This is a genomic window from Halorussus salinisoli, assembly GCA_005239435.1.
Lineage (GTDB): Archaea > Halobacteriota > Halobacteria > Halobacteriales > Haladaptataceae > Halorussus > Halorussus salinisoli.
This window is the reverse complement of record SZNP01000006.1, coordinates 100224-115202: the sequence shown is the minus strand read 5'-3', so window position 1 is coordinate 115202 and position 14979 is coordinate 100224. Positions and strand designations below refer to the sequence as shown.

Sequence of the window (14979 nt, the reverse complement as noted above, 5' to 3'; positions counted from 1 at the left end):
GACGGGGACGATGGGGAAGTTAGACGCTCGGATGAGCGACGTTCGGAGCATCGAACTGGACAACGCGTTCTACGTCGAGGACGGGTCGTGGATAGAGTCGCTCACGGTCTCGACGACGACCGACTTCGACCCGGACGAGTTGGTGGCCGACGTCTCCGGCGTGGACCTCGTGTACTCGCGTGAGATTCCGACCGGGCCGACGGGCGTGACCGTTCAGCGTCTGATGCTCGTGGCCAACGAGTCGTACCCCTTCGTCCTCGGCATCGTGCTCCGGCGGGAAGCGATTCCGAATCGACTCGTCCTGCAGGGTGAGGAGATGAACCTCGTCATCACCGTTCAGGACTGGGAGCAGTTCCGGGCACTCGCCGACGACATCCAGGACTCGCTGGGCCAGTTCGAACTCGAGAGCATGAACCAGATAGAGACGCCGGGCGAACCGCTCGACGGCGGTCGTCTCTCGGAGGTCCTCATCACGAAACTGGCCGACGAGCAACTGACGGTACTGGAGACGGCGTACAACATGGGCTACTTCGACGTGCCCCGCGAGGCGACGGCCCAGGACGTCGCCGACCGACTGGACATCTCTCAGTCGACGTTCAGCGAGCGACTCCGGACCGCCGAGCGGAGCCTCTTCGACCTCGTCTACGGGTCACGCGATTAATTTATAATTTCTTATCTGAAGGTGGCATTTAGCTACCATCTTGATAATTCCTTATAAAGGACGATGATTATCCATCCTCTTCGGGGGTATATTCAATATATATACCTCATATGGTGGGTAGTGTCATGGTATCAAACGACCATGCGGATACGGCGGACGAGTCGAAATCGGCACCGGTCAGCCGACGAAAGTACCTCGCGTCGGCCGCGGCCGGGGCCGTCGGCATGGCTGCACTCGCGGGTTGTAGCAGTTCCGGGGACGGTTCGGAGACCAGCGGCGGAACTTCCGACGGCGACGGAGGCGACGCGGCCGAGGACAAGGACGCGAAGGTTCCGGAGGGGACTCCGAAGTCGGTCGAGACCAAGTACTGGCACGACTGGTCGAACGTCGACGCCGATTCGCCGCCGCTCGACTACACGGCGGCGGCGGGCGCGGGTCTCGACCCCGTTCCCATGGAGTATTCGAGCGAGGACGACCCGTGGATGCGCGAACACGCCCTGATGTTCAAGCGGGGTGCCGAGGAACTCGGGATTCCGGTCGAACTCAACGACCGGCCGCTCAACCAACTCTACGCCCAGAGCTGGAACACGCCCGGTCTGGAGGCGATCGTCTCGATGAGCACGCACGGGCCCGACCCACAGCGGGGCCTCGACCCGAACCCGCTGTTGATGCGTCGCCACAAGGACAATCCCTCGAATTACGACAACTACTTCCACCCGGAACTGAACGAGGTCCTCGGTAAGCAGCGCGAGATCACCGGCGACAAGGAGAAGCGTCAGGAACTGGTGACGAAGGCCCAGCAGATCTTCGCCGAGGACGTCGGCGGCATCATCAGCGTCTTCCCGGACGTCATCACGGCGGTCAACCGCAAGAAGTGGAACGGCTACGTCAAGACGCCCGGTAACGGTCCCACGGGCGACTCCTTCCAGTGGACGGAGGTCAACCTCCAGCCCAAGACCGACGAGGGGACCTACGTCAAGGGCGTCACCACGTCGATGAACTCCCTGAACCTACCGTGGGCCGCGGGCGGCGCGGAGGAGAAGCGACTCAAGTTCATCTACGACGGCCTGTTCGACGCCACGCCCGACCTCGACGTGGTCCCGGCGCTGGCGACCGACGCGGAGTTCACCGACGACACGACCGTCGAACTCGACCTCCGGGAGGGCGTGACGTGGCACGACGGCGAGGACTTCACCGCCGAGGACGTGAAGTTCACCGTGGACCTGTTCAAGGAACACTCCTCGACCAGCCAGACCGCGTTCTACGAACCCATCGAGAGCGCGGAAGTTCTGGACGACCACACGGTCCAGTTCAACCTGAAGTACCCCGACGCCGCGTTCATGACCCAGCGCGTGGTCCGGAGCGTCATCATCCCCAAGCACAAGTGGGAGAACGTGGACAACCCGTCCCAGCACAACCCCCAGAACCCGGTCGGGACCGGCCCGTTCGAGTTCAAGAACTGGGACCAGGGCTCCCGGTTCGAGGTCGAGCGCAACGATGGCCACTGGATGTTCGAGGACAGCTGGCGGCAGGAACACCTCGGCGACCAGGCCGCGACCGGTGAGGGAATCGAGGGCGTCATCTGGATCAACGTCGGCAACGTCGACTCGCTACTCGGTGCGCTCCAGCAGGGTAAAATCGACGCCATCGGGGCCACGCTGTCGAACAGTCAGGCCGAGCGCGCGGCGTCCACCGGCGGCGTCGAGAAGGTAGTCTCCGAGAACTTCGCGCCGCTCGACGCGAAGTTGATGCAGTCCTGTCCGCTCGTCCGGGACAAGGAGTTCCGGGTCGCGCTCGCCAAGGCCGTCGACAAGCAGGGCTTCGTGAAGGAGGTCCTGCAGGACCGGGCGACGGTGCCGTCCGGCGAGAATCCCATCTCGCCCATCACGCAGTGGAACTCTTCGGACACGAAGGACTACGGTTACAGCACCGAGGAAGCCAGGTCCATCCTGAAGAAGGCCGGGTACACCTGGGACTCGAACGGCAACCTCCAGTACCCCAACGGGGAGGCGTGGGCCGCGTTCGTCGAGCGAATCCAGAACGGGAACACCCACGAGCGCCGCGAGGAGCTCGGTCAGCCCGACTTCTCCTGAGACGGCAGCTATCTCTTTCCAATAATGTTACCAGAACACCCCTTAGACGACGTGACGGTCGTGGACGCGGCGAGCCTCTATGCGGGCCCGCTCACGGCGATGCTGCTCGGCGACTTCGGTGCCGACGTAATCAAGATCGAACATCCCGAGGACGGCGACGCGCTCCGGGAGTTCGGCGACTACTCCGACGAACTCTCGTGGAAGTGGGTCAACCGGAACAAGGAGAGCGTTCCGCTCGACCTTCACACCGACGAGGGTCAGGATATCTTCACCGACATCGTGGCCGAGGCGGACGTCCTCGTTGAGAACTTCCGGCCCGGAACCCTCGAACGCTGGGGCGTCGGGTGGGAGACGCTCTCGGAGATCAACGAGGACCTCGTGATGGTCCGCGTCACCGGGTTCGGCCAGACCGGACCGTACAGCGACCGGCCCGGATTCGGAACGCTGGTCGAGGCCATGAGCGGGTACGCCTACTCGACGGGCCAACCCGACGGCCCGCCGACCCTGCCGCCGACCGCGATGGCCGACTCCGTCTGCGCGTTCCAGTCGGCCTACGCCGTGCTGCTCGCGCTCTACTGGCGGGACGTCCACGGCGGGGGCGGCCAGTACGTCGACGCCGCCATCCTCGAAACGATGTTCGGAGTGCTGGGCGACCACGTCATAGAGTACGACCAGAAGGACATCGACCACGAGCGGTCGGGCAACCGGAGCAGTCGGACCGCACCCCGAAACACGTATCGGACGAAGGACGACCGCTGGGTCGCTATCTCGGGGAGTTCTCCGAGCATCGCCGAGCGCATTCTGCGCATCGTCGGCGGCGACGAACTGGTCGAGGACCCGCGGTTCCGGACGATGGAGGACCGCCTCGAACACGTCGAGGAACTCGACCGGATAATCGGCGACTGGATGGCCGAACACGACCGCGAGGAAGTGGTCGACGTCTTCGAGGAACACGAGGCGGCCATCGGCCCGGTCAACAACATGGCCGACATCTTCGCCGACGACCACTTCGACGCCAGAGACGCCATCATCTACGTCGAGGACGAGGACAGCGAGACCGGTGACGAGGTAGCCATGCGCGGCGTCTTCCCGAAGCTCTCGGAGACGCCCGGCGGGGTCGAACACCCCGGTCCGGACCTCGGTGCCGACGCGCTCGACGTGATCACCGAGCGGACCGACCGCTCGCCCGAGGAGGTCCGGGAACTGGCCGAGCGCGGCGTCACCAGCCTCGGAGGTGAGGCCGATGACTGACCGCCTCCGCCGGTCGTTCCTCTACACGCCGGCCGACGACCGCGACATGATGGCGAAGGCCGCTGACTCCGCGGCCGACGCGGTCATCTTCGACCTCGAAGACGCCGTTCCCGACGACGCCGTCTCGGAGTCGCGCGAGAACGTCGCGGCCGTGCTTCGGGACACCGACTTCGGCCGGACCGAGGTCTGCGTCCGAATCAACGGTCTCCAGACCGAGCGGTGGGAGACCGACCTCGAAGCGTCGGTCGAAGCGGGCGTGGACACCGTAATCTTGCCGATGGTCGAGCGACCCGACCACCTCGACCGGGCGGTCGAAGTGGCGGGCGAGGCGGCGCAGTCCGCGTCGGGCGAGACGCCAGACGCCGCCCGGTCCGCGTCGGACGAGGTTCCGGAGTTCGTCGCGACCATCGAGACGCCGAAGGGCCTGTTCGCGGTGGACGACATCGCGGTGGCCGGCGGCGAGTTGGCGTCCGTGACCGGACTCTCGTACGGATTCGGCGACTACACGCGGGCCGTCGGCGCGACCGGACGGCCCGACCGAATACGGGACTTCCTGAGCGAGACCGTCGTCAGCGCCGCCGCGCTCGGCGGTCTCGACCCCATCGCCACGGTGTATCAGGACTTCTCCGACACCGAGGGCCTGCGCGAGGAGGCCGCCGCGTGCCGCGAAATCGGCTACGTCGGACAGAAGGCCATCCACCCCGCGCAACTCGACGTGATAAACGATACGTACACGCCGACCGCCGAGGAAGTCGAGGAGGCCCGACGTCTCGTCGACGCCTTCGACGCCGCCGAGCGCGACTCGCTCGTCGCCGACGGTGTCTTCCTCGACACCGCGATCGTCGAGCAGTATCGGACCGTCCTCGACCGCCACGCGGAGGTGGCCGAATGAGCGACTTCCAGCGCTTCCTCGTGAAGCGAGTCGCCATCGCGGCCGGACTGACGCTCGTGGCTGTGTCGATAATCTTCTTCGTCCTGCGACTCCTGCCGGGGAGCCCGTTCGAGGCGCTCATCACGGCCGGGAATCTGAGCGAGGCACAAGTCCAGGAGATACGGAGCATGTACGGGCTCGACCAGCCCATGTGGAAGCAGTACGTCAGCTACCTCAAGAGCATCCTGACCTTCCAGTTCGGCTACTCTATCCTGCGGAGCCGTCCGGTCTGGGCGGTGCTGGAGCCGAAGCTCATCAATACGCTCATCCTGCTCGTGCCGGCGCTGGTCACGACGGCGGTCCTGAGTTCGCTCGCCGGGATGTACGTCGGGTGGAACCGCGGGAGCAAACTGGAGAAGCTCAGCATCATCGTCACGACGTTCCTGCGCTCGACGCCGGTGTTCATCACGGCGATTCTGTTCGTCATCCTGTTCTCGTACACGCTCGGTCTCGTTCCGGCGTTCGGGATGCGCAGCGTCGTGGCCTCGCCGGACGGCTACCTCGACACCTACCTCTCGATAGACTTCCTCCACCACTACGTCCTGCCGTTCACGGTCGCGGTGCTGTTCTACAGCGGCGACTTCCTGCTGTTGGCCCGCAACGGCGTCGTGGAGAAGAAGGGCTCGGAGTTCCTCAAGCTTCACCGCGCGAAAGGTCTCTCGGAGCTCGAACAGCTCGCGCGAGCCGGCCGCAACTCGATGCTCCCCATCTTGACGTACTTCGCGCTTCGTTTAGGAATGATATTCCAGGGTCTAATATTACTAGAGGTTGTCTTCGCGTGGCCGGGCATCGGTCGCGCGCTCGTGCTGGCCATCCAGCAGCAGGACTACCCGCTGGTGCAGGCCGCGGTGTTCATCATGGCGCTGGCGGTCATCCTGGCCAACCTGTTCGCCGACGTGCTCTACGCCTACTTCGACCCGACCGTCTCGACCAGCGGAGGTGGTGCGGCGTGAGCACCGACACCGAGACGAGCAACGGCGCGGTCATCCTCGAACGCATCGACGCGTGGCAGGACGTGGTGAGCGACCAGTTCGCGTTCATCCGGAAGGACAACCTCGCGTTCGCCGGACTGGTCGTGGTGGCGCTGTTCATCTTCCTCGGACTGTTCGGCCCGATGCTCGCGCCCCACAATCCCATCGAACACGACATGCAGACCGACGACGGCTCCATCATGCGACTCGCGGCGCCGAACGCCGACGCGCTGTTCGGCACGACCGCCTACGGCAAGGACATCTTCAGCCAGTTCCTCGCGGGCGCTCGGCCGACGCTCATCGTCGGCCTGTTCGGCGGACTCGGAACCGGAGCCATCGGGTTCCTCGTCGGCCTCGTGAGCGGCTACTACGGCGGCTGGGTCGACGAGGTGCTGATGCGGTTGACCGACCTGACGTTCTCGCTGCCGTTCATGCCGATGGCGCTGCTGCTGTTGACTTTCGTCACGCCCAACATCTGGCTCATCACGCTCATCATCGCGGGCTTCCTCTGGAAGATGCCCGCCCGCGTCGTCCGGTCGGAGGTGCTCTCGGTCCGCGAGCGGACCTTCGTCAAGTCGGCCCGCGCCAGCGGTGCCAGCGACCTCCGGACGATGTTCGTCCACGTCGCGCCGAACGTCCTCCCCATCGGCTTCCTCTACACGGCGTACGGCGTCGCGTGGTCCATCGCGGCCCAGGCCAGTCTGGCCTTCCTCGGGTTCGGCGACCCCACGATGACGAGTTGGGGCCGGATGCTCCGGATGGTGTTCGACTCCGGGAACATGCGAATCGCGTGGTGGTGGGTGATTCCGCCCGCGATCGGAATCGCCGCCGTCACGACCTCCGTGTTCCTCATCGGACGGGCGTACGAGGAAGTAATCAACCCCGAAATCGAGGCTCAACAATGACGCTACTCGACGTTCAAGACCTCGAAGTCACGTACAGCACGCATCCCGAAGAGGACGGCAACGTCCACGCAGTCAACGGCGTCTCGTTCAGCATCGACGAGGGCGTCAACTACGGCCTCGCGGGCGAATCCGGGTCGGGTAAATCGACCGTCGCCGAGGCCATCCTCGGCCTCCTCCCCGACAACGGGCAGGTCGAGGCCGGTGAGGTCCGGTTCAAGGGCCGGGACCTGACGACCCTCTCGCCGAAGGAGCGCCGGGACGTGCTCTGGGAGGAGATCGCCTACATCCCGCAGAGCGCGATGGACTCGCTCGACCCCGTGATGACGACGGGTGCCCAGATACGGCAGGCCATCCAGAAGCACCGGAACGTCTCGAAGCCGAAGGCGCGCGACCGGGTGCGGGAACTGTTCGACCTCGTGGGACTCGACCCCGACCGGGTCGACGACTACCCCCACGAGTTCTCGGGCGGGATGCGCCAGCGCGTCACCATCGCCATGGCGCTCGCGCTCGAACCCGACCTCATCATCGCGGACGAACCGACCACGGGACTCGACGTGATCGTCCAGGACAAGATCGTCGACACGATTCTGGACATCCAGGACCGCATCGACAGTTCGCTCCTGCTCATCACCCACGAGATCGGCGTCATCGCGGAGACCTGCGACGACCTGTCCATCCTCTACGGCGGCAAGGTGATGGAACAGGGCAGCGTGGACAACGTCCTCATCAACCCGACGAACCCCTACACGATGGGGCTGAAGAACTCCTTCCCGGAGATAGACGAGACCGACGACCCGGTCTCCATCCCCGGTTCGCCGCCGAACCTCGATTCGGAGCCGTCCGGATGCGTCTTCCGGGACCGGTGTCCGTTCGCCACCGAGGAGTGCGACGAGTCGCATCCGGACTCCGTGGACCTGCCGAACCGGAACCACCGGTCGGCCTGCCACCACGTCGAGCAGGCGGCCCAGATGCGACGCGACGCGGCCGACCCCGACACGTGGGGCATCGCCGACGACGAAGACGAAGACTCCGACGTGGGCGAGACCATCCTGGAGACTCACGACCTCGAAAAGTGGTACTCCCAGAGCCAGTCGCTCGTGAGCAAGTTCCGCGGCGAGGACCCCGACCACGTCCGGGCGGTCGACGGCGTCTCGCTGTCGGTCGGCCGGTCGGAGGTACTCGGCATCGCGGGCGAGAGCGGGTGCGGGAAGTCCACGCTCGGAGAGACCATCGCGTTGCTGGAGGAGCCGACCGGTGGGGAAATCGTCTTCGACGGCGAGTCCGACGACTACTACCAGGACGGGAACATGAAGGAGTTCCGCCGGAAGGCCCAGATCATCTTCCAGGACCCCTTCGACTCGCTCAACCCCCGCCAGACCGTCCGGGAACTCGTCGGGGAACCACTGACCATCCACGACTACCGGACCGACGAGCGCGAGGCCGCCGTGCTCGAAACGCTGGAGAAGGTGGGGCTGACGCCCCCGAAGAAGTTCCTCGACCAGTACCCCCACGAACTGTCGGGCGGCCAGCGTCAGCGCGTGGCCATCGCGCGGGCGCTCGTCCTCGACCCGGACTTCCTCATCTGCGACGAACCGGCGTCGATGCTCGACGTGTCGCTGAAGGTGAACCTGCTCAACCTGCTGCGCGGACTGGCCGACGCCGAGGACATCGGCATCGTCTACATCTCACACGACCTCGCCAGTCTGTTGCAGGTGTCCGACAGACTCGCCATCATGTACCTCGGACGGGTGGTCGAGACCGGGTCGGTGGACCAACTCGCCGACCGGCCGAAACACCCCTACACGAAGTCGCTGCTCTCCGCGACGCCCGAGAAGGACCCCTCCGTCGACCGCGACCGGGTCCTGCTCGACGGCGAACCGCCGGACCCGGTGAACCTGCCCTCGGGGTGTGCGTTCGCACCGCGGTGCCCGAAGGCCGACGAGAAGTGCCGGCAGGCCGAACCCGGTCTCGACGCGGCGGCCGAGGACGGCCACGAGGCGGCCTGCTACTTCCCGGAAGGGGAGCCGGCGACCGCCGAGAGCGAGGACAGTTCGCCAGGAGCCGGCACGTCGGCGGACGACTGACCCTCGGCTTCGCGCGGAACTCCGTTCTCCCGCTCGCGCCGTTTCGACGATACGCCCCGCTATCGGTGACTGTTCGCTCGACGGCGGCGACCGATAGTCACGCGACGTCGTCCGAGTCGGGACCCGGATAGAATCGGTTCCACCTTTATGCCCCACAGTTCGGTACGCCACCACGTGACGTTCTCAGTCTGCATTCGCAACGAGACCGACGACGGAACCGAGTTCGGCGTCGGGGTCGCCACCGACGCGCCCGCCGTGGGCGCGCTCGCGCCCTGCGTCTCCCACGAGGGAGCTATCAGCACGCAGAGCTTCGTCAACGTCCGCCTCGGCCGCCGCGGCATCGACTTGCTCGACGACCTCGCGGTGGACGACGCGCTGGAGGGACTGCTCGCGCAGGACGACCACAGCGACCTCCGGCAGGTCCACGGCGTCGACGCCCGGGGTAACGCCTACGCCTTCTCCGGGGAGAACTGCGACGGGTGGTTCGGCCACGAGGTCCACGAGGAGAAGGGCATCACCGCGGCGGGGAACATGCTCGAAGGCGGCGATACCCTCTCGTCGGCCGTCGAGGCCCTCTCGGAGGACGGCGACGACCTCGTCGACCGCCTCCTGCACGCGCTCGCCGCGGGACGTGACGCGGGCGGCGACAAGCGCGGCCACTCCTCGGCAGCGGTCGCGGTCAAAGCACCCCGGACGACCGCGTTCCACGACCTCCGCGTGGACCACCACGAGACGCCAATCGAGGAACTGCGCCGGGTGTACGAGGCCGCCGTGGAGGCCAGCGAGGGCTTCAGCGAGGAGTCGAAGTCGCGGATCTTCGATTAGCGGGCCGTCACCGACTCTCGACTAACTCGGCGGTCTCGGCCTCGATTTCTCCGGCGAAGTACGACGCGCACGACTCGACGAGCCGTCCGCCCTGTTCGAGGGTGGCCCGCTCGGGGTCGCCGAGGACGCCGTTCTCGCTCACCGACCGAATGCCGTCGTCGAGCGACACCTCGGAGAGGTCGCCGAGGTACCCGGTCGCGCCGTCGGTCGGTTCCACGAGTTCCGGATTCGTCTCCAAGAGGAACGCCGTCTCGGCCGCGCCAGCGTGCGCGCCCGCTTGCTCGGGCGTGACGCCGAACTCGGCCATCGCGCTCGTCCGCGCCTCCATCATCCCCTCCCGGTCGCCGGCCACGAAGACGCGACTGTCGAGGTCGGCGTCCAACTGTTCGGCAATTTCGACTAGCGCGTCGGTGTTACCGCCGTGACTGGTGAACAGCGCGACGTCGGTGAACCCGTGGTCGGCGAGGCTCTCGCAGTAGTCCCGAACCACCGCCTTGAACGTCTCCTCGGAGAGCGATATCGTCCCGGGGAAACCCATGTGGTGGTCGGACATGCCCGGTCGGACGACCGGCGCGAGGAAACAGTCGAGTTCGGCCGCCACTCGCCTGCCGAGTTCCCGAGCGCGGAGCGCGTCGACCGAGAGCGGGAGGTGGGGACCGTGTTGCTCGACGCTCGCCGTCGGCACGACGACCAGCGACGACTCCTCGAGTCCCTCCTCCACGTCCTGCCACGTCATCTTCGTTAGCTCGAATACCATACGTAGCGGTTCGGTCAGTCGCTCCGTAACTACCGACCCGAACTATTCCGGACGAAAACGCGAGCGGCAGTTCGACGGCGAGAACCGCCTCGCTGCGGCGTGCCTCGAAGCACCTCGAAGGAAGTCGGCAGGCAGAACGGAAGTGGATGACAGAAGGCGACGCCGGTCAGAACACGTCGGGTCGCCCCGGCACGTCCGGGTCGACGCGGTGGCACGTCGCGGTGTGTTCGCGCTCGCCCTCGGCCGAGACGGTCCGCGGGTCCTCGCGCTCGCACGGCGACGTGAACTCGTCGGCGATTCGGTCGGACGCCCGGTCGTCGTCGCCCGCCGCGAGCGCGGCCGCGGCCTCTCGAACCGCGTCGGCCGCCTCCGGCGGGAGGTCCGCCGGGTCGCCGGGGAGCGACTGCTCGACGATTCGGGCCGCCACCTCGTCGTCGTCCGGGGTCGTGCCGTCGGCACGCAACCGTTCGCGGACGGCGTCGGCGTCTATCTCGCCCGCCAGCACCCGGTTGCGGAAGGTGAACCCGTCCTTGAACTGGCGCTGGGTCCCCGGCCAGTCGTCGGGCGGAATCACCGCCGGACACCGCGTGTGGAACCGACACCCCGAGGGCGGGTCGAGCGGCGACGGCACCGTCCCTTCCAGAATCACGCGGTCGGTGCGGTCGGCGGCGTCGATTCGGGGCACCGCCGAGAGCAGCGACTTCGTGTAGGGGTGCTGTGGGTTCTCGAACAGCTCCTCGACCGGGGCCGTCTCGACGATTCGGCCGAGGTACATCACCGCCACCCGGTCGGCGATGTGGCGCACCACGCTCAGGTTGTGCGCGATGAACACCAGCGAGAGGCCGAACTCGTCCTGCAGTTCGTCGAGCAGGTTGAGAATCTGGGCCTGCACCGACACGTCGAGCGCCGACACCGGTTCGTCGGCGATGACGAGTTCGGGTTCGAGCGCCAGCGCGCGGGCGATGCCGATGCGCTGTTGCTGGCCGCCCGAGAACTGGTGGGGGTAGCGGTCGACGTGACCGGGCTTCAGCCCGACTCGGTCGAGCAGTTCCTTGGCGCGCTCGGTTCGGTCCTCGTCGTCGTCGCCGATACCGTGGACCTCCATCGGCGCTTTCACGATTTTGCCGACGGTCTGGCGCGGGTTCAGCGACGCCAGCGGGTCCTGGAATATCATCTGGAGGTCCCGCCTGTAGGGCCGCATCTCCTTGGCCGACAGTCCGGCGAGGTCCTCGCCCTTGTACTCGACCGAACCCCCGGTGGGCGTGTGGAGGTTCAGGATGGTCTGGCCGAGGGTGGACTTGCCACACCCCGACTCGCCGACGACGGCGAGCGTCTCGCCGCTCCGGACCGTCAGGTCCACGCCGTCGACGGCCTGGACCTTTCCGGCGTCGCCGACGAGTTTGTCGAGGAAGCCGTCGGCCTCCTCGAAGTACTTTTGCAACCCCTCGACGCGGAGCAGGGGTTCGGCGTCGGTCGCTACGTCGGTCTCGGTCCGTATCGTCTGCTCGGAACTCATAGTTGCTCCTCCGGCGGGCCGCGGCGCAGACACGCCGCGACGTGTTCGGTCTCCTCGCCGACTTCGCGGAAGTCGGGCGGTCGCTCGTAGCACTCGCGCTCGGCCTCGGGACACCGCGGCGCGAAGTGGCACGCGTACGGGACGTCGATGAGGTCCGGGACGTTACCTTCGATGGGTTGGAGATCGTCCCGGGGGTCGTCGAGGCGCGGCGTGCTCGCCAGCAGTCCCTGCGTGTAGGGGTGCTGGGGGTTCGAGAACAACTCGTCGGCGGGCGCGCGCTCGACGATTTTGCCCGCGTACATCACGTTCACCCGGTCGCACGTCTCGGCGACGACCGCGAGGTCGTGGGTGATGAGCAGGATGGACGTGTCGAACTCCTCTTTGAGCGCCCGGAGTTCGTCGAGAATCTGGGCCTGAATCGTCACGTCGAGCGCGGTGGTGGGTTCGTCGGCGACCAGCAGGTCGGGTTCGCACGACAGCGCCATCGCAATCATGGCGCGCTGGCGCATCCCGCCCGAGAACTCGTGGGGGTAGTCGCTAGCCCTGCTGTCGGGTTCGGGGATGCCGACCGCTTCGAGCATCTCGATGGCCTTGCGCCACGCCTCGCTGTTCTTCGACGCCCCGAGTATCTTGCGCTTGACTTCGGCCGGGAGCGAGACGCCCTCGCCCACGTCCTGATGGAGTCGAACCGTCTCGGCGATCTGCTCGCCGACGGTCAGCGTCGGGTTGAGGCTGTTCATCGGGTCCTGGAACACCATCGAGATGGACCCGCCCCGGATGTCCGCCATCTCGGCGTCGGTCTTCTCCAGGAGCGACTCGCCGTGGAACCGAACGTCGCCCTCCATCACTTCACCGGGTTCCTCGACGATGCCGACGATGCTGTCGGCCAGCACGCTCTTGCCGCTCCCGCTCTCGCCGACGAGTCCGACGATTTCGCCGGACTCGATGGTGAGGTCGACGCCGTCGACGGCCTCGACCTCGCCGCGGGGTGTCGGGAATACGGTGTGTAGGTTTTCGACTTCGAGTATCGTCATCGTTCTTCCACCTCGCCTTCGCTCACGTCGAAGATGTCCCGCAGGCCGTCGCCGAGCATGTTGAACGCCAGCACCGTGACCATGATGGCGAATCCGGGCATCACGCTGATCCACCACGCCTGGTCGATGAACTGGCGGCCGTCCGACAGCAGGAGGCCCCAGGTGGGCGTCGTGGGCTTGACGCCGAGACCGAGGAACGAGAGTCCGGCCTCCGCGAGAATCGCCAGCGGAATCATCAGCGTCCCCTGCACGATGAGCGGCGCGACCGCGTTCGGCAGTATCTCTCTGAACATGATGCGCCGGTCGGTCATTCCGATGGCGCGGGCGGCCGTGACGTACTCCTCCTCGCGGAGCGACAGCACTTCGCCCCGGACCAGTCGTGCGAAGTCGTCGATGTACGCGATGCCGATGGCGATGACGACGTTCACCACCCCGAGTCCGCCCGAGATGGCGATGATGCCCACACCGAGGATGAGTTCGGGGAACGCCCACTGGAAGTCGACGTACCGCATCAGCACGCTGTCTATCCACCCGCCGTAGAACCCGGCGAGGACGCCGATGGTCGTCCCTATCGTGAACGCCACGGCGACCGTCGCCAGCGCGACCAGCAGCGACACCCGCGCGCCGAAGATGATGCGCGAGAGGATGTCGTGGCCGAACGAGTCGGTTCCGAGGACGTGGAGCACCTCTTCGGTCTGGCCGTCGCCGTCGAAGTCGCCGACGCTCTCCCCGCCGGGCGACTTCATGAAGCCGTAGGTCGCCTCCGGGTCGTGAGGCGCGACGAACGGCGCGAACACCGCGGTCACCACGAAGGCGACGACGACCACCGCGCCGAACAGCGCCATCTTGTCTGCCAGTAGCCCGTCCACGAGGCGCTGGCCGAGCGTCTTGTGTTCTTCTATCTGTTCGTCCTGCCGGTACTCGGGCGGCACGTCGGTCGGTCCCGGTTCGGCGGGCGAGTTCGGTCCCACCCCGGGCGATTCGTTGTCGGTCACGCGTCGTCACCTCCGTAGCGAATCCGCGGGTCGATGAACGTGTACGCGACGTCGACCAGCAGATTGGTGAACACCATCACTCCGGCGACCAGCAGGATGACCGCCTGGGTCACCGGGTAGTCGCGGTCGAGCATCGAGTCCACGAGCAAGCGGCCCAGTCCCTTGATGCCGAACACCAGTTCGACCGTCACGCTCCCGACGAGCACGAGCGCGAGCTGGATGCCCGCGACCGTGACGACCGGTATCAGGGCGTTCTGCAGGGCGTGTTTGAACAGCCGAACCCGGCCGTCCACGCCCTTGGCGAGGGCGGTCCGCATGTACGGTTCGTTCTGCACTTCGAGCAGTGACGACCGCATCATCCGCATCACGATGGCCGAGTACGGCAGGCCGACCGCTATCGCGGGCAGGATAATGCTCTCGAACCACGGTACGACGCCCTCGCCGAGCGGCGTGTAGCCGAACACCGGGAGCAGGTCGAACCAGACCCCGAACACGAGCGCGAGCAGGATGCCAACGAAGAACGCGGGCATCGAGACGCCCATGAACGCGGTCACAGTCGCCACGTAGTCGAGCGGTTCGTTCTTGCGCACGGCGCTGACGATGCCGGTCGGTATCGCGACGCCGAGGCCGATGACCACCGCGAACGCTCCGATGGACAGCGTCTTCGGGGCGGCCTGCGCGATGAGCGTCGTGACCTCCTGGCTCGACGTGATGGACTGGCCGAAGTCGAGCACGAGCATGTCGGTCATCCAGTCGACGTACTGGACGTACATCGGCCGATTCAGCCCGAGTTGTTGGCGGAGCGACTCCACCGCCTGCGGCGTGGCCTCCTGTCCGAGCATCGCCGCTACGGGGCCGCCGGGGATGAGCCGGAGACCGACGAACACGGTCGTCGCCACTAACCACATGATGAACGCCGCGTGCAGTACTCGTTTGACGATGTACTTGCGCATTTG

Annotated in this window: 13 protein-coding genes; 8 read left to right on the top strand and 5 right to left on the bottom strand. The window is 66.3% G+C overall.

Features of this window, described 5'->3' with window-relative positions:
- Window positions 1-10 precede the first annotated feature (10 nt).
- From E2484_RS17450 to E2484_RS17415, 8 genes are all read left to right on the top strand, one after another.
- Complete coding sequence (locus E2484_RS17450; protein WP_137286698.1) at window positions 11-661, top strand: helix-turn-helix domain-containing protein; 651 nt, start codon at window positions 11-13, stop codon at window positions 659-661.
- Window positions 662-885: 224 nt separating this feature from the next.
- Complete coding sequence (locus E2484_RS17445) at window positions 886-2754, top strand: ABC transporter substrate-binding protein (protein WP_394347931.1); 1869 nt, start codon at window positions 886-888, stop codon at window positions 2752-2754.
- A 24-nt stretch (window positions 2755-2778) separates the two neighbouring features.
- On the top strand, window positions 2779-4005 hold the full coding sequence (locus E2484_RS17440) for a CaiB/BaiF CoA transferase family protein (protein ID WP_137286466.1): 1227 nt from the start codon (window positions 2779-2781) through the stop codon (window positions 4003-4005).
- A complete protein-coding gene (locus E2484_RS17435; protein ID WP_137286465.1) occupies window positions 3998-4897 on the top strand; it encodes an HpcH/HpaI aldolase/citrate lyase family protein in 900 nt (299 codons plus the stop codon). The genes E2484_RS17440 and E2484_RS17435 overlap by 8 nt, the downstream gene beginning before the upstream one ends.
- The gene (locus tag E2484_RS17430; protein ID WP_137286464.1) at window positions 4894-5889 is read left to right on the top strand and encodes an ABC transporter permease; all 996 of its coding nucleotides are present in this window, start codon (window positions 4894-4896) and stop codon (window positions 5887-5889) included. The genes E2484_RS17435 and E2484_RS17430 overlap by 4 nt, the downstream gene beginning before the upstream one ends.
- Entirely contained in the window at window positions 5886-6812 is a 927-nt protein-coding gene (locus E2484_RS17425) for an ABC transporter permease (protein ID WP_137286463.1), read from the top strand. The genes E2484_RS17430 and E2484_RS17425 overlap by 4 nt, the downstream gene beginning before the upstream one ends.
- Entirely contained in the window at window positions 6809-8896 is a 2088-nt protein-coding gene (locus E2484_RS17420) for a dipeptide ABC transporter ATP-binding protein (protein WP_137286462.1), read from the top strand. The genes E2484_RS17425 and E2484_RS17420 overlap by 4 nt, the downstream gene beginning before the upstream one ends.
- A 174-nt stretch (window positions 8897-9070) precedes the next feature.
- Window positions 9071-9721, top strand: coding sequence for a DUF1028 domain-containing protein (locus E2484_RS17415; RefSeq protein ID WP_137286461.1), 651 nt, complete (start codon window positions 9071-9073; stop codon window positions 9719-9721).
- A 7-nt stretch (window positions 9722-9728) separates the two neighbouring features.
- On the opposite strand, the gene E2484_RS17410 is transcribed toward E2484_RS17415, so the two are convergent.
- The 5 genes from E2484_RS17410 to E2484_RS17390 form a co-directional block, all read right to left on the bottom strand.
- Entirely contained in the window at window positions 9729-10478 is a 750-nt protein-coding gene (locus tag E2484_RS17410; RefSeq protein ID WP_137286460.1) for a creatininase family protein, read from the bottom strand.
- Window positions 10479-10644: 166 nt separating this feature from the next.
- A complete protein-coding gene (locus E2484_RS17405) occupies window positions 10645-11994 on the bottom strand; it encodes an ABC transporter ATP-binding protein (protein WP_137286459.1) in 1350 nt (449 codons plus the stop codon).
- Entirely contained in the window at window positions 11991-13028 is a 1038-nt protein-coding gene (locus E2484_RS17400; protein WP_137286458.1) for an ABC transporter ATP-binding protein, read from the bottom strand. The genes E2484_RS17405 and E2484_RS17400 overlap by 4 nt, the downstream gene beginning before the upstream one ends.
- Entirely contained in the window at window positions 13025-14023 is a 999-nt protein-coding gene (locus E2484_RS17395; RefSeq protein WP_137286457.1) for an ABC transporter permease, read from the bottom strand. The genes E2484_RS17400 and E2484_RS17395 overlap by 4 nt, the downstream gene beginning before the upstream one ends.
- A complete protein-coding gene (locus E2484_RS17390; protein ID WP_137286456.1) occupies window positions 14020-14976 on the bottom strand; it encodes an ABC transporter permease in 957 nt (318 codons plus the stop codon). Before E2484_RS17390 ends, E2484_RS17395 begins: the two co-directional genes overlap by 4 nt.
- Between the last annotated feature and the right edge of the window lie 3 nt (window positions 14977-14979).

What these genes read in the sequence shown, in the direction of transcription:
- E2484_RS17390 (WP_137286456.1), bottom strand. Translation starts at nt 14,976, where the DNA reads ATGCGCAAGTACATCGTCAAACGAGTACTGCACGCGGCGTTCATCATG.
- E2484_RS17400 (WP_137286458.1), bottom strand. Translation starts at nt 13,028, where the DNA reads ATGACGATACTCGAAGTCGAAAACCTACACACCGTATTCCCGACACCC.
- E2484_RS17420 (WP_137286462.1), top strand. Translation starts at nt 6,809, where the DNA reads ATGACGCTACTCGACGTTCAAGACCTCGAAGTCACGTACAGCACGCAT.
- E2484_RS17410 (WP_137286460.1), bottom strand. Translation starts at nt 10,478, where the DNA reads ATGGTATTCGAGCTAACGAAGATGACGTGGCAGGACGTGGAGGAGGGA.
- E2484_RS17405 (WP_137286459.1), bottom strand. Translation starts at nt 11,994, where the DNA reads ATGAGTTCCGAGCAGACGATACGGACCGAGACCGACGTAGCGACCGAC.
- E2484_RS17440 (WP_137286466.1), top strand. Translation starts at nt 2,779, where the DNA reads ATGTTACCAGAACACCCCTTAGACGACGTGACGGTCGTGGACGCGGCG.
- E2484_RS17450 (WP_137286698.1), top strand. Translation starts at nt 11, where the DNA reads ATGGGGAAGTTAGACGCTCGGATGAGCGACGTTCGGAGCATCGAACTG.
- E2484_RS17430 (WP_137286464.1), top strand. Translation starts at nt 4,894, where the DNA reads ATGAGCGACTTCCAGCGCTTCCTCGTGAAGCGAGTCGCCATCGCGGCC.
- E2484_RS17435 (WP_137286465.1), top strand. Translation starts at nt 3,998, where the DNA reads ATGACTGACCGCCTCCGCCGGTCGTTCCTCTACACGCCGGCCGACGAC.
- E2484_RS17445 (WP_394347931.1), top strand. Translation starts at nt 886, where the DNA reads ATGGCTGCACTCGCGGGTTGTAGCAGTTCCGGGGACGGTTCGGAGACC.